The organism is Planococcus dechangensis (assembly GCF_042654465.1).
In the GTDB taxonomy this organism is placed as follows: Bacteria; Bacillota; Bacilli; order Bacillales_A; family Planococcaceae; genus Planococcus; species Planococcus dechangensis.
Map to the genome: position 1 here is coordinate 910,953 of NZ_JBHSGL010000005.1, position 20,265 is coordinate 931,217.

Genomic DNA, 20,265 nt, shown 5'->3' on the forward strand with positions numbered 1-20,265 from the left:
TTATCTCTCCTTCTTCAGCCAACAAACTTGATTCAATCTCTCGATGACCCGCTCTACTTCATCTAATTCCACAATTGAATAATCAGCTTCAGCCTGATCCCAGCCGGCATCTTTTTTCCAGACCGCGATCATGCCGGAATTTTTCGCTGCCTCCACATCCGTTAGGGGATGGTCTCCGACAAACAGGCTTTGTGCCGGCTTCACAGCCAATCCGGTCATTGCTCTCATGAAGATTCCGGGATCCGGTTTTCTCAAGCCTTCGCTTTCTGAAATCATGATGATGTCAAAAAGACCTTTGATTCCTAAAGCCTCAATGTTATCCATCTGGAACCGGCCTTTACCGTTCGAGATGATGCCCAATTTCATGCCTTGATCTTTCAAGCCCGCCAGCATTGCTTGGAGCCCGTCAAAAGGGACGCAATGGAATTGGAAATGAGCGAGGTAATCCACCAGTAAAAACTCCATCGTCGCATGCTTTATTTCAAATTCTTGGATCAATTGTGCATAAACCTTGTCTTTCCACACATAGCCACGTCGGTCCAGTTCGATAAACCGTTCGGCATACAATTGTTCTGGGATATGTCCGAGAAATCGCTCCAGACGCCGATATTGATCATGGATGAATGAAACGACGGATGCGTCTCTATTGAGCAGCGTTCCGTCCAAATCAAACAGCACTGCTTTGATCATCGAGTCGCCTTATTCCATAGACGCTTGCATTCCGGTTCCCTGGGCCCTTCATTCAAAAGAAAAACATCTGGATTACTTAATGAGCGCCATCCTTTAAACCCGAAGCCTTCTATATATCTTGATAGAAGCAGCGCCATGATATTGCCGTGGGTAACGATCGCCGCTGTTTGACAGCCGCTGTTTTTCAGCTCATCCACGACTTGCGAAATACGGTCCAGCGCCTGTTGGCTTGACTCCCCGCCTTCAAGCGCGAGATCGTGGTCATCGAATGTGCTTTTCAACTGCTCCAACCAATCGGGAAGGTCGCTCGAACTCAAGACCCGTTCTTTCAAGTGTTCGTCAGTTTCGATTTCTATACCTAATGCTTCTGCTAAAGGTTCAGTCGACTGGACGGCTCGCGCATATGGGCTCGAGACGATCCGATTGATATTTGCATCTGCCAAAAATCCAGCCAATTCCACAGCCTGTTTCTTTCCATGTTCAGTAAGCTCAGCATCCGGCTCTTGTCCGCGCGCGGCACAATGCCGAATGATATAGATCGCCGTCATTTAACATCACTCCGTTTCCGTTTCCGTTTACAAACCAAGTATATCCACCATGATCTCCGCGCTGCCGGGAGAAAACATAAAAAGTGAAACACCGATGCACAAGGCGCCGCCCAATAGGAAAGCGATTTTCACACCGAGCGAAAATCCTCTTTTCGGAAGTATTCCGGCGAATAATAAACAAATTCCGATGAATAACAACAGCATATACCAGAAGCCCATGCGCCCACCCCTTTATTATTAGTAATAGATAAGACGCTTAGTTTACAGGAAGGTTCTGGAAAATTACATTGAAAGACAGATTTCATATCTTTCAACAGGCCGCATAGACACTATTCTTTTGTTACATCCTTTCGGGCGCCCGAAGCCCGAGCAAACGCAAACCTTCTTTTAACGTGATCGCCACCGACATGACGAGCGCCAATCTATCCTGTTGTTCGGCATCGTCTGCCAGTACTTTCACATGGCTGTAAAACGAGTTGAATTCCTGTGATAAATTCAGCAAATACTTTGCAAGGTGCGAAGGTTCACTTTGCTGGAAACTTCTCTCAATCACATCGGGAAACGCCATCAGCGCTTTAACGACTCCCCAGCTATAAGCATCCTCTAGCCCTTTAAACGTTTCTGGATTCACCTTCACAGTGGACTTTTTCAGGATAGAACAAGCTCTGGCATGTGTGTATTGCACATAAGGGCCCGTATTGCCTTCGAATTTCAGCATGTCGCTGAGTGAAAACTCCACATTATTCAAGCGGTCATTTTTCAAGTCGTGGAACATGATGGCACCGATTCCGACCATTTGTGCTATGTCTTCCTTTTCTTGAAGCTGCGGGTTTCTCTCGGCGATATTGTTTTCTGCCATGTCTACCGCTTCTTTAATGACTTGTTCGAGCAAGACCACTTTGCCTTTTCTGGTCGACATCTTTTTCCCGTCTTTTAAGATAAAGCCAAATGGCACATGCTCCATCCCGTGTGCCCAGTTGAATCCGAGCTTTTTCAGCACAAGAAAGACTTGCTTAAAGTGCAAGGACTGCTCTTGCCCGACCACGTAAAACGATTTTTCAAACTGATAATTTCGTTGGCGATACAAAGCTGCGGCCAAATCACGCGTGCCGTATAATGTGCCGCCATCGGATTTCCGGATGAGCAGCGGTGGCAGCCCGTATTCATCCAATAAGACGACGTCCGCTCCACCCGATTTGACTAGCAGGTTTTTCTGTTCAAGCATGGCCACCACTTCATCCATTTTATCGTTATAAAATGCTTCTCCATTGACTGAATCGAAGGAAATTCCGAGCAGCTGATAAATTTTATCGAACTCTTGGAGTGATTCATCCCTGAACCATTTCCATAATAGTTCAGCTCGTTCATCATGCCCTTCTAGCTTCTTGAACCATAACCTTGCTTCATCATTCAACTCAGGATTAGCCTCCACTTCTTCATGAAAACGGACATAGAGAGACAATAATTCTTGAATGGGTGCTTGCTTTACTTTTTCCTCACTGCCCCATAACTGATAGGCTGTGATCAGTTTGCCGAATTGGGTGCCCCAATCCCCCAAATGGTTAATGCGAATAGTTTCGTATCCACATTTCTCGGCGATATTCGCCATTGCATTGCCGATGACGGTTGAACGCAAATGGCCCATCGAAAATGGCTTGGCGATATTTGGTGAGGACAAGTCGAGTGTAATCGTTTTGCCTGTTCCTTCGTTATTCGATCCGTACCCATCCTGTAATGCTAAAATGGATAGCAGCACATTTTTGCTCACTACAGCTCTGTTCAAAAACCCGTTGATATAAGGCCCTTCCGCTATTACATTCTCGAAATGTGCATGATTGATTTTCAGTGCTACCGAGGCTGCGATAACAAGCGGTGACTTTTTGAGCTTTTTTGCCAAGACAAAGCACGGAAAAGCTAAATCCCCTTGATTTCTATGCTTAGGCTGTTCAATCAATTCGGACACTTCCGTCACCGTCAGCTTTCCTTCTATTGCCGTTGAAATTTCTTGCGCATAGGTTTTCACTAACTCCACAAACATCATCCCCCTTATTTAGAAACACAAAAAAGCCCGTCTCTGTATAACTCAATACAGAGACGGGCTTGACCCGCGGTACCACTCTTATTGTCCAGAAAAAGGACCAGCTCAGACTCGCTAACGGGATTTCCCGGCAAACCCTACTAACGGTTCAGGCTGCTTCTCAGAAGTGCGGTTCATTACAATCAATCCATCAGGCTCCCACCGTCCCCGACTCGCTTTTCGATTCATTATAACTACTCTCTTCTTCATAGAATTTACATATTTTTCAATTATCATATCCCATAGTATTACGTAAGTCAAAATTTTTTTAATCTTCTATCTTCCCATCACTTCTTCAAACCATTTTACCGTCTTCATGTCCCCGCCTGTTGTTCTCGTCTCCCAGGTCAGTTCGGTGAAAATTTCCGACAGCGGCGCATAAATTCCTCCGTGTTGTTCTGCCCATTCAAGCGCAATGGTGTTCTCGAAAAGCTGCGCCATTTTCTTCATCAAACCCTTTGCATCAAAGCTTTGCAGTGCTGCATCAAATTCGGCAAATGCTGTTAACTCCGCCTGTAGGCTTTCCGTTTTCCCTTTCACTAACTCCACATCCTTGGTCGTCTGTAGTTTTTCCAGACGCTCTTCGATATGCTGGATAAACAACTCATGCGCTGAAAATTTATTGACAAGGCGGATCAACTCAAGACCAAGAATGTTTGCTGTGCCTTCCCAAACGGTGAGCACTTGTGCATCGCGCAATAGGCGTGGCGTGATGAAATCCTCGATATAGCCATTGCCCCCATGCATTTCAATCGATTCATGCGAAAAATGAATCGCCTGTTCTGCCGATTCTTTCTTTAAAACTGCGATGAGCAAGCGGTTCAACACTTGTTCGTCTGGCGATGCATTGCCTACTGTGACGCGGTCATACAAGTCGATTAAGTCAAAGATTGCCGCCGTTTCAAATTCCTGTTTGGCGCGCAGTTTCATTAAGCTGTCTTGTACCATCGGGAAATCCGTGAGTTTTTTTCCAAATGCATTGCGGCGCTCGGCATACTCTGTCGCCTCATCCAATGCGCGTTTCATGATGCCAATTGAGGCGACCGCGTTACAGATGCGCGATAAGTTCAAGGCTTCCATCATATACTTAAGCCCGCTTTTCGGGTCTCCAACGACAAACGCCTGTGCCCCGTCGAACTCGACTTCACCTGAAGGCACTGCGCGCACACCAAGCTTGTCTTTCAAGCGGCGGATCTTGATGCCGTTCAGCGCCCCGTCCACTTTCCACGGTACCGCAAAAAGCGTCAGCCCTTTCGATCCATCCGGTGCCCCTTGCATACGGGCAAGCACCATGGCGACACCCGCCATGCCGGCATTTGATGCGAAATACTTTTCCCCGTATAACCGGTAGCCATCATCCGTTTTGAGCGCCTGAACGACATTCGCGCCGACATCCGAACCGCCTTGGCGCTCCGTCAAAAACGTCGCGCCTTCAAACAGTTCTGTATCCCCTGTCGCACACACATGAGGGAGGAATTTTTCTTTAACGGCTCCGTCTGCGTAATGGTTAAGCAAGTACGCCGTCGCCATCGTTAGCGTGACCGGGCAGTAAAAGCCGGGTTCTGATTGCGACAATAAATAACCTTGCGCAAAGCTGTAGACATAATTGCCTTTTCTGCCGAGTTGTGGAATCTCCTTATGGACATAGCCGACGATGCCCGTCTTATACGTTTCATCGACCGTTTTTTTATACCCTTCATTGACCCACACACGAGATATATCTTCTCCAAGACGATTGTATTTCTCGAGCTTCGGCGCACCTTCCCGGTCTGTATGGCGTGCGCGTTCATCGATGTCGCCCGCTGCGAGCTTGCCGAACGAGTGGAGCTCGCGGTCGGCATAACGGAAGAACTCCTCCGGCAAGCGCTTCGCTAAAATCTTTTTCAAGGTTTCATCTTTTGCGTAGAAATTGCGTTCGCCGCTTGGTGCGGCACCTTTCAAGACGACCATTTAAACACTTCCTTCGCGCAGCGGCTGCTTGAGGATCTTGCCGGAGGCGTTGCGTGGCAATGCTTCGACTTGTTCGATGAGCTTCGGCACTTTATAGCTTGCCAATTCTTTTCCGGCGAATGCTTTGATTTCATCTGCGCTCAGTTCACGCGATGCGGCAAAATACGCTTTGACCGTTTCGCCCCATTCCGCATGTGGCACGCCAATCACTGCGGTTTCGTGAATTTCCGGATGGGTGATGAGCACTTCCTCGATTTCCTTCGGGTAAATATTGACACCGCCAGAAATGATCAAATCCTTCTTTCGGTCGACGACCCAAATAAATCCGTCTTCGTCGAATTTCGCCAAGTCGCCCGTTTTCAGCCAGTCACCGATAAAGGTTTCTTTTGTTGCTTCTTCGTTCTTATAATAGCCGAGCATATTGCCTTCGCCTCGGAGCAGGATTTCCCCGACTTCACCAGGCGCCACGTCTTGCCCATCAGGATTCACGATGCGGATTTCGGTATGGAGTGCGGCACGCTTGCCGATGCTTCCCGCCTTTTCTGCATGTTCCGTCCCCGTCATCAAAGTTCCGCTCGGCCCAGCTTCGGTCAAGCCATACACACACACCAAATTATCGGTGCGGAACGCTTGTTGGACGAATTTCACTTCCCCCGCAGATAAGGGCGCACTCCCGTAGATCCACCATTTCATTGAAGACAAATCACGCTGTGCGATCTCGGGGTGCTTGCCAGTCATGAGATACGCGACCGGTGCGCCAAAGAAATGGGTCGTCCGTTCCTTTTCTACTGTATCAAGCAACAAGTCCGGCGTGAATGTCGGAACGAGCACATGCTTCGCGCCGACAATCATTCCCGCCACCAAAAACAGATGAAGCGGTGCGGAATGGCTGAGCGGCATCATATGCAGGAGACGGCTTTCCGGTTTCATTTCCATCTCGACGCAAATCATCTGCGCGACCGTCAACACATTGCGGTGGCTGAACAAGACGCCTTTCGGTTTGCCGGTCGTGCCAGACGTGTAGAGGATCGTTGACGGCTCATCGTCCTGTGCATCGGATGACAATCTTTCCGCCGATTCCGTATTGGCGAGTTCCTCAAACGACTGCCAGCCAGATACAGCGCCGCCTGTCTTGACCTTCAACATATCCGTTTTCAGTTCTTTTACCGCATCAAACAACAAGTCGTGCGCGACAAGCGCTTTTGCATCCGAATGTTCCACAATGTATTCGATTTCTTTTTCCCCGAGCTTCGCGCTGATCGGTACGATGACCGCCTTGATGCGTTGTGCGGCGAAATAAGCAGCAACGAATTCCGGCACATTCGGCATGAACAAGATAACCTTATCTCCTGTCCCGATGCCGTACTTTAGCAGTGCATGTGCCAAATTGTTCGCCCATCTATCTAGCTCCCCAAATTTCAAACGCTGCCCCATTCCGACCAACGCCTCTTGTTCCGGATATTTCCGTGCATTTCGCTCCAACAATTGTGAAATATTCATTTCCCCATTCCCTTCAGTTTCGATAGTTTTTCGTTAAACTCCCCCAGCAAAGACTCCATCTCTTGTTTCGTTTTTTCAAGCTCCTCGATGCGGCGCTCCATCTCCTCTATCTGCTTTTTTCCGTACTCGATTGTTCGTTCAAGCTGCTTCTTACCCGACCGGTCTACATCGAACAGCAGCACCATTTCCTTGATTTCTTCCAAAGTGAAACCGTATTTCTTGCCCCTGTCGATTAGTTTCAGCTTGGCGATTTCAGCATTCGAGAACATGCGGGTATTGGAAGCTGTCCGCTCCGGCTTGAGCATGCCCAGTTCCTCGTAATAGCGGATCGCCCGGGTCGTCACCCCGAATTCTTCCGCGGCTTCCCGGATCGTTTTCATCTCCCGCCTCCTTTATCTGATTTTTTTGATATTTTTAGTTTATCATTGACGTTAACGTAAAGCGCAAGCCTTTCTTATCACGTAAAAAAACCGGCATCCCTCTAGTTCGGCGGGATACCGGTTTTACTTATCGTTCTTCAATTCCATACCACGTCAATGCATTTCGATAAAGTACTTTTTCTGCTTGCTGCTCTCCTAAAGTTTCTTGGATCAAGTCAATGTCACTTTCCTGGAACGGTGTTTTAGCCCGCGTCGACGGCAGGTCCGTGCCGAACAGCAAGGCCTCGGGATTGACTCCGTGGATGGTCCGGACTGCTTCGGCCGCATCAAAATCCAGCCGGCCGAATCCTGTCGCCTTCACTTTGACGCCTTGATTGACTAGCTTCAATAGTTCGGGCAATCCTTGTTTTGATAAGCCGAGATGGTCGATCGAAGCGGCCGGCAAGCTCACGATCGTTTCCATGAGCTCACCGAGATCTTTTGAGTCGATATACAGTTCTGCATGCCAGCCGGCGATATCATGGACGCGCCTCGCGAAATAATCCAGCTGGGCGATCGTTTCGGGGCCGCCGCGCATCACGTTAAAGCGCAAAGCCCTCACCCCTTTTTCATGCAGTTCCAAGATCTCTCTATCAGAAACAGTAGCAGGCAATTGGGTGACGCCGACAAACCGATCGCCTAAGGCTTGCAAGGCATCCAGCAAATACATCTGGTCAAAGCCTTGGAACGATCCCGACACGATTGCGCCGCCCCTCACATCAAATCGCGATACGGATTGCCGGTAATCATCGGCAGTAAAAGCTTTCGGCACATAGCCTTGATTTTCAACTATCGGAAAGCGCGGATCGATAATATGTAAATGCGCATCGAATATCGGCATTGGGCTCCTCCTTATGCATCCATAATGTCGATTAGCTGTTCGTGAACGGCCACAAAATGAGCCGCCAATACTTGCTCTAAGGAGTTGCCTAACTCGTAATACGCCTGGTCTGCTTGCTCGATTACTTTGTAATAAGCTCCTTCTTCTGTTTCACCGTGCTCTAATGCAACAAATTGATACCACATTTCTTTGCCGTACTGGCGTTCATAGCGCGCATAATGTTCAGCCCCTATACTGTCGAGAGCAGCGGTAAGTTCAGTTAAAAATTGCTCGGTGCCGATGTCTTGGACATACTCGAAAAAAGCATGGAGCAGACTCTCGTGTCCCCCGCTTTCCATGGCGGAATAGTACTGGAACGCCCAAAATGTATTTCGATTTACGCCCTCTTCAATCGGCAACTCCATTTCACTCACTGCTTCAACCGCTGCATTCCAAATATCGTCTTCGGAGCTGAGTTGCGCTTTATATTTTTGCGGCTTTTTCAATTCAATTACACCTCCTGCCTTGTGTATTAAGATTCCCTATTTAACGCTTTTGTTAACACAGCAATCGCCTTTGTCATTTCTGCGATATGTTGTCCGCCGTTCATCTCGTTCCGCGCATGAAGCAACACCGGCCGGACCGATTCGACAGAACGCCCGAACTGGTACATCCACTCATAACGCGGCACCATCCATGTATGGAAATGATGGGTGGTGTCTTCGTTGTAGAAATAATAAACCGATTCGATGCCGAGGACCTCGCGTTGCGCTTTGCGGATTTTAGACAGAATGCTGATGTAATCGAGCCGCTCCGCTTCGGTCAATTCGTCCAATGCCTTCAGATGGCGTTTGGACGCGAGGATGACCAAGCCCGGCACCGGGTAGGCCACATCTTGGTGGGCATGAAAATATTCCGTCTCCACAATGACACCGCCTTCGGGTGCAATCAAGCCATTAACGAGTGCACAGCTCAAGCATTCGACTTCGACGGATTCCCCGCTTGCTAATGTGATATGTCTCAAGTTAGCGATCCCCTTTTGTTGATTTCTTCGCGAACGTTTCTGCAGCAAAGTAGACGACAAGGCCGATCATCAAGATCGAAAATGAACTTTCGATAAGGGCTCTCTCGGTGAAATATTCAAAAATACCATTAATAAAAAGAATTGCTCCCCAAACCACAAAGACAAGAAAATAGCCGTGATGGCCTTCATTGCTCGTCTGGGAATCATCTTCAAAAAACAAATTCACTAATTTCTTTATCAAACTGGTTGCTCCTCCACTAATTTATAGACTATGCTTTCTATCCATTCAGGTGGTTACTTTTGCAGCTTGTTCTAGAATTTCAGTAAACAATGGGTTCCACTCGTGATGCAGGCTGGATGCTTCATGAAGCGGAATTAAAATCCGTTTTTTGGACTCATGTTCTCCCAGAAAAGGATGTAAGGTTTCAATATTCATTCGGTAAAACAGTTGATACCCAAGCTTCGGATACTTCGATTTTTCATCCCACATCTTGTTTTTTTCATGGTCAACCGCAATATATCCAAGCATCCGACAATCTCCCGAAACGTACCCTTCTTCCATTGCTTCTCTTTGCAGACATGCTATTGAAGATTCGCCGCTCTCTATATGGCCTCCCGGAAAATCCCAGCCCCTATTATGTAAATCGACGAGCATCACTTTACCTTCGTAAAAACATAGGCCATGGACACTTGTGACTAAACGATGTTCAGGAGTCACATCAGTTGCAGTCCATGTTAACTTCACTATAGCCTCGCCCCAGTTCCCCGTTATGGTCGTCATTTTAGTTTCTCCTTTTACAAATCAGTTTGCTTGTTTACTATTTGGCAGCTTCTTTAGCAAACGAGGCAATTTGATTGTAATATATTCCAAGCCTTTTCCAGACAGATGGAACAATCAATCCTTGTTGATTCATTTTCTCCAGTTCCCGCCAGCTGACAAGTTTCGCAGCACAAACTTCATCCGCTTGAAGCTTTAGGGCATCCGGGTCAATCGGTTCCCTGCATTTCCACACATAACTATCCATAAAATAATTGCCGCCTTGAATTTCCCCTAGCAGATGGAGCTCTTCAGGCATTGCCCTTAACCCGGTTTCTTCTTCCAACTCCCGGACTGCCCCAATTAAACTGCTTTCACCGGCAGTTACTGAACCGCCCGTTCCTTCCCATAGCAGCGGATGGGTTTTTTGAGCGTCTCTTTGCGTCAACAAAATCCGGCCGTCTGCGTTCAATGTGATGATCTCTACAACAAGATGATATTCCCCTGCGAGTGTGTCATTTCCTCTAATGTGTTGCTTGCCAATCGGCTTTCTCGAACTGTCCACCAAATCCCAAATTTCCAATATACCAGCTCCTATCCCGCTTCTTTAAGTAGCTGTCTTTCCTGTTCTTTACCAAAATTATGTATGTCTTAATTACTTTAGATAATATTGCGCGAAATTGACAGACTTTTCTTTTGGATTTGGAGTTAATTTTCGTTGGCGCCAAAAAAAGCGCCAAAGATAGATCCTTCAGCGCTTTTTGTCTATTGTTATTTACCTTGCTTTCTTTAACGATTCGATTGCTGTTTCAAAGCTTTCGCGGCTCTCTGCCCCGTAATAATCAGGCTTGCCCTTGAAAAATCTTTTGATGGCAAAGCGCCGTGCACAGTCCAGTTCGCACTCGTGCGAACGCATGATCAGCGATAAGAAAGATTTGAAATACGCTGGTTGCAAACGTCCCCCATGATTGACTGTCATTCAGACCCTCTCCTTATCAGCAGCAACCCGCGCCGCCAATGGTAATCGTTTGTTTTCCCGCTTTCGGGACACCGGAACTGCAGACGCCCGTTTCCGGCAGATCCAATTCCACTTTTTGGGCAGCTTTGAAATCACCGGTCAGATAGGCGACAACAGAGCGCACTTGTTCGTATCCGGTTGCCATCAAAAACGTCGGTGCGCGTCCATAGCTCTTCATGCCGACAATATAGAAATTGTTCTCCGGTTGGCGCAACTCTTGTTCACCGTGCGGGCGGACGGTGCCGCAGCTGTGGATGTTCGGGTCGATCAACGGCGCCAATGCTTTGATGCTCTCAGTTGCGGAATCGAGTTCCAAGCGGACTTCTCTCAAAAAGCTGAAGTCTGGACGGCTGCCTGTATTGACGATCACTTCGTCGATGCTTTCAATTATATGTTTCCTACCTTTAAGCTCCCCTTCTAAGACGAGTGACCCGGCCTTTTCAAAGACATCTTCGATCCAAAACGGCGTATGGATCTCCACACGGCCGGAATCAACGAGTTCGTGGACACGCATGCCAAGCTCGCCGCGGGCGGCGAGTGCATCGTTCTCTTGTCCGCCGTACACGTCTTCGATTTTCGGCTTGCGCAAAATCCACGTAATTTTCCCACCAGGCTCATGAAGTTCAGCCAGATCCAATAGCGTGTTGATGGCCGAATGTCCCCCGCCGATTACGGCGACATGCTTTCCGGCAAAACGTTCACGGTCACTTTCTTGAATGTCTGGAATGCCATAAAAAATGTGCGGTTGAAGCTCTTTCTCAGTGCGGGTCCAAACACCGTCTGCATTCAGCGGGTTCGGTTGCCCCCAAGTACCGGTCGCATCGATGATGGCTTTCGCTTCGATTTGTTGATTTTGTTTTCCCGCACCTTCGATGTACAAGACGAATGGCTGATTCTCTCGATTTGCCGTTTTCATTTTGTCTTGGTGTTTCCGACTAATGCTAATGACACGCATATTTAAACGGAGAAACGGTTCGATTTCAGGGACGGCGGCGAGTTTCGCTAAATACCGATCGACCAACTCGGACCCAATCGGCAATTCCTCATCCACCGGCGCTTGCCAGCCGGAACGCTCCAATAACTGCCTCGCCGCTTTGTCGATATTATAACGCCAAGGAGAAAACAAACGGACATGGCCCCATTGCAGAACGTGATGGCCGACGGATTTTCCTGCTTCAATCACTAGAAACGGTTCATTCGCCAGCGCTAGCTGTGCAGCCGCCGCTAAGCCTACTGGACCGGCTCCGATAATAACGACCGGCAAACTTCGCGTTTCACTTTCCTGTTTTTCAAATCGGACTGGTTGTGGAGTGACTGAACAGCAATTTGTTTGTGCATTCATGTGTGCGCCTCCTCATTTTTTAAAAGTTGATTATTGCAAGTATTTATTCGGTTTTAATACATGGGTTTACAGCAGACGGATGATTTCGCCATCGCTTTATTCAAAAGTTTGATCGATTGCAACACCATGTCCCGCTCGAAATCTGTCATGTGCGAAAAGATTTCTTCCAGATGCGCTTCCATATCTTGCTGGATGACAGCTGCCACCGCTTGACCTTCTGAGGTCAAGCCAAGAACCGAAATCCTTTTATCGGTAGCAGACGGCATTTTCGTTACCAATCCGAGTTTCATTAAGCTTTGCACTTGCCTGCTGAATGTCGATAAATCCGTTGCTAATGCATCCGCGACTTGCTGCATCGACGGCCAATCACGGCGGTCGATCTCATACAGAATATGGCTTTGCACTAAGCTGATTTCCACATCACCGACAATGCAGCAATTTTTGTTCAATAGCCCAAAACGCTTAACCATGCTTTGAAAAAGCTCTCGCTTGTTTTCCATACTAAACACCTCTATAAATATCATACAAAATAAACTTGCATATTGCAAGTTTTTTTTCGTATACTTGAGTTAATTCATTTTTGGGAGGTGAGTACCATCGACTTTAACATCAGAGCGGCAGCTATAGCCGATTGGCCGGAAATCAAACGCATTTATGAAGCTGGAATGCATACAGGACTGGCGACGTTCGAAACCATAGCACCTAGCTATGAACAATGGAGCGATGAACAGATAAGCGCTTGCCGCATGGTTATCGAAGCAAACGGGGAGCTGCTCGGCTTTTGCAAGCTTTCACGCGTTTCAAAGCGCGAGGTTTACCAGGGCGTCGGTGAAGTGAGCATTTACATCGACACTTCCCATTCCAGAAAAGGGATCGGCCAGCATTTGATGCACGCCTTGATTGAGGCATCGGAACAGCAAGGGTTTTGGACCTTGGAAGCAAAAATCTTTCCTGAAAATATAGCGAGCATCCGTCTACACTTGAAAAATGGCTTTCGTGAAGTCGGCATCCGCGAACGCATCGGAAAGCGCGACGGCATCTGGCGCGATAATGTGCTCCTCGAGCGCAGAAGCAACGTTAATGGAATCCATTAAAAAAAGAGCTCACGGATGAGCTCTTTTTTCCTGAGTGTTGAATAAGTCTAAAAACTTTTCAATTCTTAAGAAATGGATTTATTCGTTGTATTAAAAAATGAGTGAGTTGTCTAAGTGTTTGTAGAAGCGTTCGCTCGACTCCTTCGGGATCAGCGGGTTTGAGAGACCCCGCAGGAACGAAGTGACGAGGAGGCTCGATTCCCGCCCCGAGGAAAGCGAGTGGCAAGCTTCGGAAAACACGGTTCTTGGCTGTTTCTCGACAGCCTGAAAAAAAGAGCTCAAGGACGAACTCTTTTTTTCTATTAATTAACAGCTAGCTGGTGCACCGACCATAACTAAGCCGCCTTCTTCGCCTTGTGTATCAAAATCCAAGGTCAAGTTTTCTGCCATTGGCTTTGCATCCGGCGCAATCGCCATACGGATGCCGTTTACATCGACAAGTTCATCCGCCTGTTCCGGTGCATCAAGTGACAAGCCGATCTGCGGTCCACAGCAGCCTGCGACTGCATAAAGGCGTAAGTTTTCGGTCTGCTTTTCTTCAAGGATGGTCTGGATATACGTTTTTGCTTCATTGGTGATCATCATAATCGTCATCACTCCTGCTCTTTTAATAGGGATTACTTTAATTTAGTTTACTTAAGCCTGCGGAAAAATGCGCTGCAGGGATTCTTTCAGCTCCGGCTTCACACTGATTTTCGGACGGACAGCGGTTGCCATCTGTTCCGCTTCTTCAATAGTGCCCGCTTGCCCTAATGCCAACAGTGTTCCAACCGCGACAGCGCCGGTCCGGTTGCTGCCGCCAGCACAGTGGAAAAAAACTTTCTTGCCTTCATCAAAAGCTGTGACCACTCCATTAATGGCATCTTGAATTGACTCATCCTGCTGTTCTGTGGAGTCATCGACAATCGGTGCATGGACGCGCGTATAGCTTTCGTCGACGTCTTCAGCTTCTGCGCGTAAGTCAAACACCACATCGATCCCTTCATTTTCTACTGCTTGTTTAGCATCCGCGGCACCGCCGATGAAAATACGGTCTTTCACTAATTGTTGGTAAGTTTCGTTCATAGCACACTCTTCCCTTCGTCTATTCATATCCCTTTACAGAATGAATTCTTTTAATTGATCATAACCGATTTTCTCGTCTTCGAGCCATGGAATAATGGCGCATTTCTGTGCAAGTTCTTCGCTAACTTTTCGTATCCATTGCTTTTCGGAAGCGGCACGGCCCCGTAAAACCGAGTCGACTGTGTCCGTCGCATATAAGCTTTGGTTGATGACCCACCATTTCGGATCAATTCCTGCACGCTTCAAGTCTTCCTCGAGTCGAGCAGCTTCCAATACCGGCGTCGCTTCTGCCAATGTCACGATGACGACAGCTGTTTCTTGTGGATTGCGCAAGCGCGGCAATAGTTTTTTGACGCTAGCTGGTACCTCACCTGTCGAGCGGCTCATTTCTCTATGATACGCTTCCGTCGAATCAAGCAGCAATAAAGTATGTCCTGTCGGAGCGGTATCGATGACGACGATTTCGTTCTCTGATTTCTCGACTACTTTGGCGAATGCCTGGAACAAAGCGATTTCTTCCGTGCACGGAGACTCCAGGTCTTCTTTCAAATAGGCGAGCTCTTCTTCTGTCAACCCGCTTACCGCCTGTTCGATGACGTTTTCTTTATAGCGCGCCACTTCGATTTCGGGATTGATGCTGCTGATCGATAAATTATCTCGCTGTTCGCTGCCTTCAAATGTGTAAGCTAAGTGCGCTGCCGGGTCGGTCGTCGTTAAATGGACTTTATGGCCTTTTTCGGACAAGCCCACTGCGATAGCCGAGGCGACCGATGTTTTCCCGACGCCGCCTTTGCCCATCGTGAAAATGACGCGGGTATTGTGTTCGGAAAAATCATCGATGACCTTGTTAAGGCCCGGCAACTCCAACTTCTCTCCTGTGTCTTCCGTTTCAAAACTTGTAATGGCATAGGAACTGAACAGATGGCGCAAATTATCAACACCTGTCAACGAGTAGGAGACATAAGGAAGTGAATACGCCATCACTTGCTTTAATGCTTCAGGTGTCTGTTCAATCGCCGCACGTTGCCGCTTATAGAATGCTGCCGAGACCGCATCTTCCGGCTGATGCGTCTGCAATAGCCCATTGACGATGAGCAATTGGTTTTTGATGCCGATTTCTTTTAATTCAAATGAAGCACGGTCTGCCTCAAGCAAGGATGAATTATCAGGGCGCGCCACTAATACTAAAGTGGTTTTTTCACCGTCCGACAACGATTCGACCGCTTTCGCATAGAGCGCTTTTTTGCCTTCAAGCCCTGCAAGCGGGCCAAGGCAGGACGCGCCGTGTGTGCTGTCTTCCAAGAAGCCGCTCCACGCCGTCGGCAATTGCAGAAGGCGCAGCGTATGGCCAGTCGGTGCGGTGTCGAATAAGACATGGTCGTATTGCGCTAAAATCTCGTCATCTGCCAGCAAATGCGAAAACTCATCAAATGCTGCGATTTCAACGGTGCAAGCACCGGATAATTGCTCTTCCATCGTCGCGAGCACCGCATCCGGCAACTTGCCGCGGTAAGGGCCGACGACGCTTTCTTTATAAGCCCGAGCCGCTTGTTCCGGATCGATATTGCAGGCGGAAAGATTTTCGACTGAGGGAATAACTTGCGGATCGTTCGTCAGTTCGAGTTCCAAGACATCTTGCAAATTGGAAGCGGGATCGGTGCTGACGAGCAGCACTTTCTTGCCTTGATCAGCTAAGGATACAGCTGTCGCGCACGCTGTCGAGGTTTTCCCGACACCGCCTTTACCGGTGAAAAACAAAAACGGAGTGACGGCCATCTTATTCGGATTGAACAATGAATACATAGGAACGCTCCTTTAGTTGTTGATGTTCAGTGACACGCGCACGCGCGGTTTTTCCTTCAACTCGGCCGGTAATGTATCGAACCACTCTGCCAATTCTTCCGTTGTCGGGTACTCGGCGACTTTTACGACCTCTCCGTTGACCAGCACAACCGGCAAGGCGTCAGGTCCTTTTTCGACCAGCACTTGATTAACTTTTTTATTTTCCACAAACGCACCAGGATCGTCCGTCAGGTTGTGGCGTGAAATAGTGAAGCCTTTTTTCTCGAGTGAATACACAGCCGATGCAATGCGCGTCAGTTCCGGATCCACAGTAGGACCGCAAACACCTGTCGAACAACACATCGCCGGGTCGAATATTTCTACCTTTTTCATGATCAGCTCTCCTTCAACCTGTGTAGTTTGGTTCTATCAAATAAGACTAACGGAATTGCACCCATGTTAACGCCCGCAACTTCACTTACTCACCAGTTGTCGCGAAATGGCGGATGCGCGCTTCGATATCATCGCGGACCGACTGAAACACTTTCCATTTCTCTTCTTCAGTGCCTTGCGCTTTCGCCGGATCCGTGAAGCCCCAATGGTCGCGCTTTACATGAGGCGGCGTCATCGGGCATTTGTCTGCTGCATCGCCGCAAAGCGTTACGACGAAATCCGCATTGTTCAAAATGTCCGTATCGATGACATCGGACGTCTGTTGTGAAATATCGATACTCACTTCATTCATCGCCTTCACTGCATTCGGATTCAAGCCATGAGCTTCGATTCCAGCACTCAAAACTTTCCATTCATCCCCTAAAATTTCTTTCCCCCAGCCTTCTGCCATTTGGCTGCGGCATGAATTTCCTGTGCATAAAAAGTACAATGTTTTTTTCGTCATGTTAGCTAACTCCCTTTTCCAATGAATGATGTTTTTAGTTGCTTGTTTAATAGTCGTAAGTTACGTTTGCTCTCATTAACAATTACTCACAACGGATGCGCAGTCCCTGCTCCACCAATTTCTCGATGCGCTCGTCTTGGCTCGGGATAAATGCCAGCACTTGCATCAACATTTCATACAATTCACTATCTTGGTTCAATGAATAAAAAATCCATTGCCCTTTGCGTTTTTCCTTCACCAAGCCCAAATCGCGCAATTTTCGTAAATGCTGGCTGATCGCGGACTGGCTAACGTTGAAAATTTCAACGAATTCGCAGACGCAGCAATCGTTCTTTTCGAGCAATTTGACCATTGACAACCTCGTCTTATCGCCCAACAACTTAAGCAGCATGCTCGCTTTATCGATTTCAACTTCACGCATTTTCACTTCCATGTCGTCTTCACCTCGTTCTATTTAGGGGTTCTTTTTATTGTTATTACCATTATATTCAATACTAATACAGCATATCAGCATATACTTATATGTTCAAGCGACAATAAGGTCAAAACGACATTTTTAATCAAAAAAAGGGCAACGGAATTTCGTTGCCCTTTTTTATAAAGTTTCTTCCTTGCAGAGCCATCTATAATAGTCATATACGCAAAAACCGGCTTTTTTCCTATTGGTTACGAGGAAACTTATGCAAGGCTATGTAAAATCCGGAGTAATGGCGCTTCTACTACTCTCTTTGACTAAAGCAAGAGATGATCGCATTAAAAAAAGAAATGGTGTAAAAAAAATATCCCTCGCTTGTCAGGACGAGAAAAGAGCTGTCGCCTAAAGTCATTTTTATGACCTTTGGGACAGCCCTTTGGGTTTCATGCTATTTCATTGCCAGCGCCTTATTCAGTACAGCTTCAAGTGATGATTCAAATCGCAAATTCAGCTCTGCTTTTAGCAGATGCATTTTCTTGGCATGTTGGGGCTTGACGCCTGTGACGATCGTATCGATGCCCATGACGCATAAGGTTTGGACGAGAGAGTCCAAATAATCGACGCCGTCTTGCGTGACAGTGCCCATCGCGGTCAAATCAAGAACGACCGTTTCTCCCCCGTATTGATAAATATAATCGATGACATATGGACGGATTGCTTCCACTTTGTCTAAATCCAAATCCCCGAAGAGCGGAATAAGCACATAGCCGCCGCCGATTTTGATGCACGGCGCCGAGAGCTTGCGGACTTTCTCCAACAAGGCATCCGCACGTTCTTTTTCCTGGAGCAGTTCATAATCCGTTTCGCGCAAGCGGCCGCGTAGCCGCAGTAATTGTGTAGAGATGGCAGCGATCTTGTCATCTTTCGGAACCATCACCACGTTCAGGGCAAATTCGCTGTCCCAACGGAAATAAACATCGGCCAAAAGCAGGCCTTGTGCAGTGATAAAATTCAATTCGACCGCTCCATTATCTCCGGGTTGCTTCAGCAAACGCTGCGCTTTTCCGCGGCTGCCTTCGTCGAGCAGCATTAAAAAATCAGTCGTCTTGCCGAAAATCTGTTGTGCTTCCTCAGACTGGTCGACGACCGCAAAGCTATTGTTCAATTGAAATGCCGGCAGCGGCCATTCAGCCAGTTGAGAGCGTGCTGTCATCGTTCGACCCCTTTCCGGTTCGAATCCATTCGCGCAGTGCGCCCAAGTGACGGACGATGACCGCTCCCTTAACGGAATATTCCCCATAATTCGCCAATGTTACCGCACGTCCGCCGATCAATACGGTCGGTCCATGTTTTAGTTTTGTGAAAGATTGTGCATATGTTTTCAATACCGGCAGCCGGTGTGCGAGCGCTCCTGACAAGGCAACTACATTAGGCTGCCAATCATCGGCCAGGCTGAGCGCTGCATCGAGCGGCACGTTCGGCCCCATATAACGGACGGCATAGCCTTCTTCGCGGAACATTGCTGCGACCATTTTCAAGCCGATGTAATGCTCTTCCCCTTGTGGCGCAAAAATCATCGCTTTTAAGCGGCCATCATTATCTTCAGCGCGGATTTCCGTCGCGGATAACACAAACTCACAAACCGCTGTCGCCAAATGCTCTTCAGCAACTGATACTTTGTTTTGTTCCCATAATTCCCCGATCCGGTACATGGCCGGCCTCACCAATTGCTCGTTAAGCTCTTCGTAGGAATGGCTGTTCAAATAGTTCCGGACAAATTTCAATGCTTCTTCCTCTTCCCCTAGAAGGAAAAGTTCCGATAGCTGCGTTACATCGTTCATTCAATCAATCCCTTCTTTCAATGGGCAGCTCCAATAACTGAACTGCCTTGCGAAGACAGCCTTGCATAAAATCTGCTTGAGCCATTTCTGTGTGATGCGGCACGACGGCCATCAACCGCTCGAAGTTATCAATAATGAGCGCGGTTTCGACATTGCGGCTGACCAGCACGGTCTCAAGCCAAACGGCATAGTCCAGGAAGACTTGCTGATCTTTCAACTCCCAGGCCGTTTCAAGATGATCCAAATGATGATGGTTATCTTTTACGGTATGCTCAAATCCGCGGTCTCCGAAACGCTCCCATAAATTCGGGTAGGCTTCATATATGCCGTTCGCCGTGTCTTGGGCAATTTGCTGCTTTTGTTGAAGATTCATTCTGCCACCACTTCATATTGGTGGACTTTTGGAACGATACCCGCCAATTCTTGGTCGGGATAATTCTTCTCCAGATCATGGATTTCTTTAAACTCTTGGCTTTTTACCCAAGCCATATATGCTGCTTTCGTCTGCCATTCCAAATGAACGGTCAATTCGTGACGCTTTTTCGTGTTTTGAATCAGCCGGAACGATGTGAAGCCCTCTGCCTGATCCACACGGCGTGAACGTTTCCGGTAAATTTCAATGACTTCTTCAATTTTATCTGTAGGCACAGTAACAGTAGATGTAACGATATACAATGAAAAAACTCCTTCTCAATAAATTCCCCTCGAAATGATAGAGGTGGAAATCCAGCTCAAAAAATTAACAACGTAATTTAGCATACCATTTCAAGATACGAAATAAAAGCAGGCAACATTTCTCTATTTGTTCGATTATTTTCAATATTCCGCTTGTGTTTTCTTTCCCTTTACCGTATGATGGAAAACATCAACCAATTACATAACACGATTTCTTATCTAGAGAGACGGAGGGACTTGGCCCTGTGAAGTCTCAGCAACCGGACTCGTTCACGGTGCTAATTCCAATAGGCGCTGCCTGACAGATGAGAAGATAGCATACACTAGCAATGGCTTTCTTCTATTACAAA

At 47.6% G+C, this 20,265-nt stretch carries 27 protein-coding genes, 1 riboswitch and 1 other annotated feature; of the genes, 1 reads left to right on the forward strand and 26 read right to left on the reverse strand.

What is annotated here, in order from left to right; translation table 11 throughout:
• From ACFO5U_RS07785 to ACFO5U_RS07860, 16 genes are all read right to left on the reverse strand, one after another.
• A complete protein-coding gene (locus tag ACFO5U_RS07785) occupies window positions 1–690 on the reverse strand; it encodes an HAD family hydrolase (RefSeq protein WP_377278157.1) in 690 nt (229 codons plus the stop codon).
• Entirely contained in the window at window positions 687–1,238 is a 552-nt protein-coding gene (locus tag ACFO5U_RS07790; protein ID WP_377278159.1) for a histidine phosphatase family protein, read from the reverse strand. The genes ACFO5U_RS07785 and ACFO5U_RS07790 overlap by 4 nt, the downstream gene beginning before the upstream one ends.
• A gap of 27 nt (window positions 1,239–1,265) precedes the next feature.
• Complete coding sequence (locus ACFO5U_RS07795) at window positions 1,266–1,457, reverse strand: hypothetical protein (protein WP_377278161.1); 192 nt, start codon at window positions 1,455–1,457, stop codon at window positions 1,266–1,268.
• A 121-nt stretch (window positions 1,458–1,578) separates the two neighbouring features.
• Entirely contained in the window at window positions 1,579–3,270 is a 1,692-nt protein-coding gene (gene argS, locus ACFO5U_RS07800; protein ID WP_377278163.1) for an arginine--tRNA ligase, read from the reverse strand.
• Between the two features lie 55 nt (window positions 3,271–3,325).
• Window positions 3,326–3,534 (reverse strand) — a binding site (T-box leader).
• Between the two features lie 57 nt (window positions 3,535–3,591).
• Window positions 3,592–5,265, reverse strand: a complete 1,674-nt coding sequence (locus tag ACFO5U_RS07805) for an acyl-CoA dehydrogenase family protein (RefSeq protein WP_377278165.1) — start codon at window positions 5,263–5,265, stop codon at window positions 3,592–3,594.
• Complete coding sequence (locus ACFO5U_RS07810; protein ID WP_377278167.1) at window positions 5,266–6,765, reverse strand: class I adenylate-forming enzyme family protein; 1,500 nt, start codon at window positions 6,763–6,765, stop codon at window positions 5,266–5,268.
• Window positions 6,762–7,145 carry a MerR family transcriptional regulator gene (locus tag ACFO5U_RS07815; RefSeq protein WP_377278169.1) on the reverse strand — a complete coding sequence of 128 codons (384 nt, stop codon included), beginning with the start codon at window positions 7,143–7,145 and terminating at the stop codon, window positions 6,762–6,764. The genes ACFO5U_RS07810 and ACFO5U_RS07815 overlap by 4 nt, the downstream gene beginning before the upstream one ends.
• A 127-nt stretch (window positions 7,146–7,272) precedes the next feature.
• The gene (locus ACFO5U_RS07820) at window positions 7,273–8,025 is read right to left on the reverse strand and encodes an amidohydrolase family protein (RefSeq protein WP_377278171.1); all 753 of its coding nucleotides are present in this window, start codon (window positions 8,023–8,025) and stop codon (window positions 7,273–7,275) included.
• A gap of 11 nt (window positions 8,026–8,036) precedes the next feature.
• A complete protein-coding gene (locus ACFO5U_RS07825; protein WP_377278173.1) occupies window positions 8,037–8,510 on the reverse strand; it encodes a hypothetical protein in 474 nt (157 codons plus the stop codon).
• 26 nt (window positions 8,511–8,536) lie between these two features.
• Window positions 8,537–9,028, reverse strand: coding sequence for an HIT family protein (locus ACFO5U_RS07830; RefSeq protein WP_377278175.1), 492 nt, complete (start codon window positions 9,026–9,028; stop codon window positions 8,537–8,539).
• Between the two features lies 1 nt (window position 9,029).
• Complete coding sequence (locus tag ACFO5U_RS07835) at window positions 9,030–9,269, reverse strand: hypothetical protein (protein ID WP_377278176.1); 240 nt, start codon at window positions 9,267–9,269, stop codon at window positions 9,030–9,032.
• Between the two features lie 45 nt (window positions 9,270–9,314).
• Window positions 9,315–9,809: an NUDIX hydrolase gene (locus ACFO5U_RS07840; protein ID WP_377278178.1), complete on the reverse strand. Its 495-nt coding sequence runs from the start codon at window positions 9,807–9,809 to the stop codon at window positions 9,315–9,317.
• A 37-nt stretch (window positions 9,810–9,846) separates the two neighbouring features.
• Window positions 9,847–10,368, reverse strand: coding sequence for an NUDIX hydrolase (locus ACFO5U_RS07845; protein ID WP_377278179.1), 522 nt, complete (start codon window positions 10,366–10,368; stop codon window positions 9,847–9,849).
• A 192-nt stretch (window positions 10,369–10,560) separates the two neighbouring features.
• Window positions 10,561–10,764 carry a hypothetical protein gene (locus ACFO5U_RS07850; protein WP_377278180.1) on the reverse strand — a complete coding sequence of 68 codons (204 nt, stop codon included), beginning with the start codon at window positions 10,762–10,764 and terminating at the stop codon, window positions 10,561–10,563.
• Between the two features lie 16 nt (window positions 10,765–10,780).
• Window positions 10,781–12,145 carry an NAD(P)-binding domain-containing protein gene (locus ACFO5U_RS07855; RefSeq protein WP_377278181.1) on the reverse strand — a complete coding sequence of 455 codons (1,365 nt, stop codon included), beginning with the start codon at window positions 12,143–12,145 and terminating at the stop codon, window positions 10,781–10,783.
• Window positions 12,146–12,198: 53 nt separating this feature from the next.
• Entirely contained in the window at window positions 12,199–12,645 is a 447-nt protein-coding gene (locus tag ACFO5U_RS07860) for a MarR family winged helix-turn-helix transcriptional regulator (RefSeq protein WP_377278183.1), read from the reverse strand.
• An 87-nt stretch (window positions 12,646–12,732) separates the two neighbouring features.
• Between ACFO5U_RS07860 and ACFO5U_RS07865 the strand changes: the two genes are divergently transcribed.
• Window positions 12,733–13,239, forward strand: a complete 507-nt coding sequence (locus ACFO5U_RS07865; RefSeq protein ID WP_377278184.1) for a GNAT family N-acetyltransferase — start codon at window positions 12,733–12,735, stop codon at window positions 13,237–13,239.
• 306 nt (window positions 13,240–13,545) lie between these two features.
• Here the strand turns inward: ACFO5U_RS07865 and ACFO5U_RS07870 are convergent, their stop codons facing one another.
• The 10 genes from ACFO5U_RS07870 to ACFO5U_RS07915 form a co-directional block, all read right to left on the reverse strand.
• Window positions 13,546–13,833 carry an iron-sulfur cluster biosynthesis family protein gene (locus ACFO5U_RS07870; protein WP_377278186.1) on the reverse strand — a complete coding sequence of 96 codons (288 nt, stop codon included), beginning with the start codon at window positions 13,831–13,833 and terminating at the stop codon, window positions 13,546–13,548.
• A 42-nt stretch (window positions 13,834–13,875) separates the two neighbouring features.
• Window positions 13,876–14,304 (reverse strand): protein-tyrosine phosphatase family protein, encoded by a 429-nt coding sequence (locus ACFO5U_RS07875; protein ID WP_377278188.1) that lies wholly within the window; start codon window positions 14,302–14,304, stop codon window positions 13,876–13,878.
• 33 nt (window positions 14,305–14,337) lie between these two features.
• Entirely contained in the window at window positions 14,338–16,107 is a 1,770-nt protein-coding gene (gene arsA / locus ACFO5U_RS07880; RefSeq protein ID WP_377278190.1) for an arsenical pump-driving ATPase, read from the reverse strand.
• A 12-nt stretch (window positions 16,108–16,119) separates the two neighbouring features.
• Window positions 16,120–16,479 carry an arsenite efflux transporter metallochaperone ArsD gene (gene arsD / locus ACFO5U_RS07885; RefSeq protein ID WP_377278192.1) on the reverse strand — a complete coding sequence of 120 codons (360 nt, stop codon included), beginning with the start codon at window positions 16,477–16,479 and terminating at the stop codon, window positions 16,120–16,122.
• Between the two features lie 85 nt (window positions 16,480–16,564).
• Window positions 16,565–16,984 carry an arsenate reductase (thioredoxin) gene (gene arsC / locus ACFO5U_RS07890; protein ID WP_377278193.1) on the reverse strand — a complete coding sequence of 140 codons (420 nt, stop codon included), beginning with the start codon at window positions 16,982–16,984 and terminating at the stop codon, window positions 16,565–16,567.
• A gap of 82 nt (window positions 16,985–17,066) precedes the next feature.
• On the reverse strand, window positions 17,067–17,417 hold the full coding sequence (locus ACFO5U_RS07895; RefSeq protein WP_377278195.1) for an ArsR/SmtB family transcription factor: 351 nt from the start codon (window positions 17,415–17,417) through the stop codon (window positions 17,067–17,069).
• Window positions 17,418–17,847: 430 nt separating this feature from the next.
• Entirely contained in the window at window positions 17,848–18,612 is a 765-nt protein-coding gene (locus ACFO5U_RS07900; RefSeq protein WP_377278197.1) for an STAS domain-containing protein, read from the reverse strand.
• The gene (locus tag ACFO5U_RS07905; RefSeq protein ID WP_377278198.1) at window positions 18,587–19,240 is read right to left on the reverse strand and encodes a cobalamin B12-binding domain-containing protein; all 654 of its coding nucleotides are present in this window, start codon (window positions 19,238–19,240) and stop codon (window positions 18,587–18,589) included. The genes ACFO5U_RS07900 and ACFO5U_RS07905 overlap by 26 nt, the downstream gene beginning before the upstream one ends.
• Before the next feature lie 4 nt (window positions 19,241–19,244).
• Window positions 19,245–19,613, reverse strand: a complete 369-nt coding sequence (locus ACFO5U_RS07910; RefSeq protein WP_377278200.1) for a hypothetical protein — start codon at window positions 19,611–19,613, stop codon at window positions 19,245–19,247.
• Window positions 19,610–19,915 (reverse strand): antibiotic biosynthesis monooxygenase family protein, encoded by a 306-nt coding sequence (locus ACFO5U_RS07915; RefSeq protein ID WP_377278202.1) that lies wholly within the window; start codon window positions 19,913–19,915, stop codon window positions 19,610–19,612. The genes ACFO5U_RS07910 and ACFO5U_RS07915 overlap by 4 nt, the downstream gene beginning before the upstream one ends.
• A gap of 212 nt (window positions 19,916–20,127) precedes the next feature.
• Window positions 20,128–20,227: riboswitch (SAM riboswitch) on the forward strand.
• Window positions 20,228–20,265 lie beyond the last annotated feature (38 nt).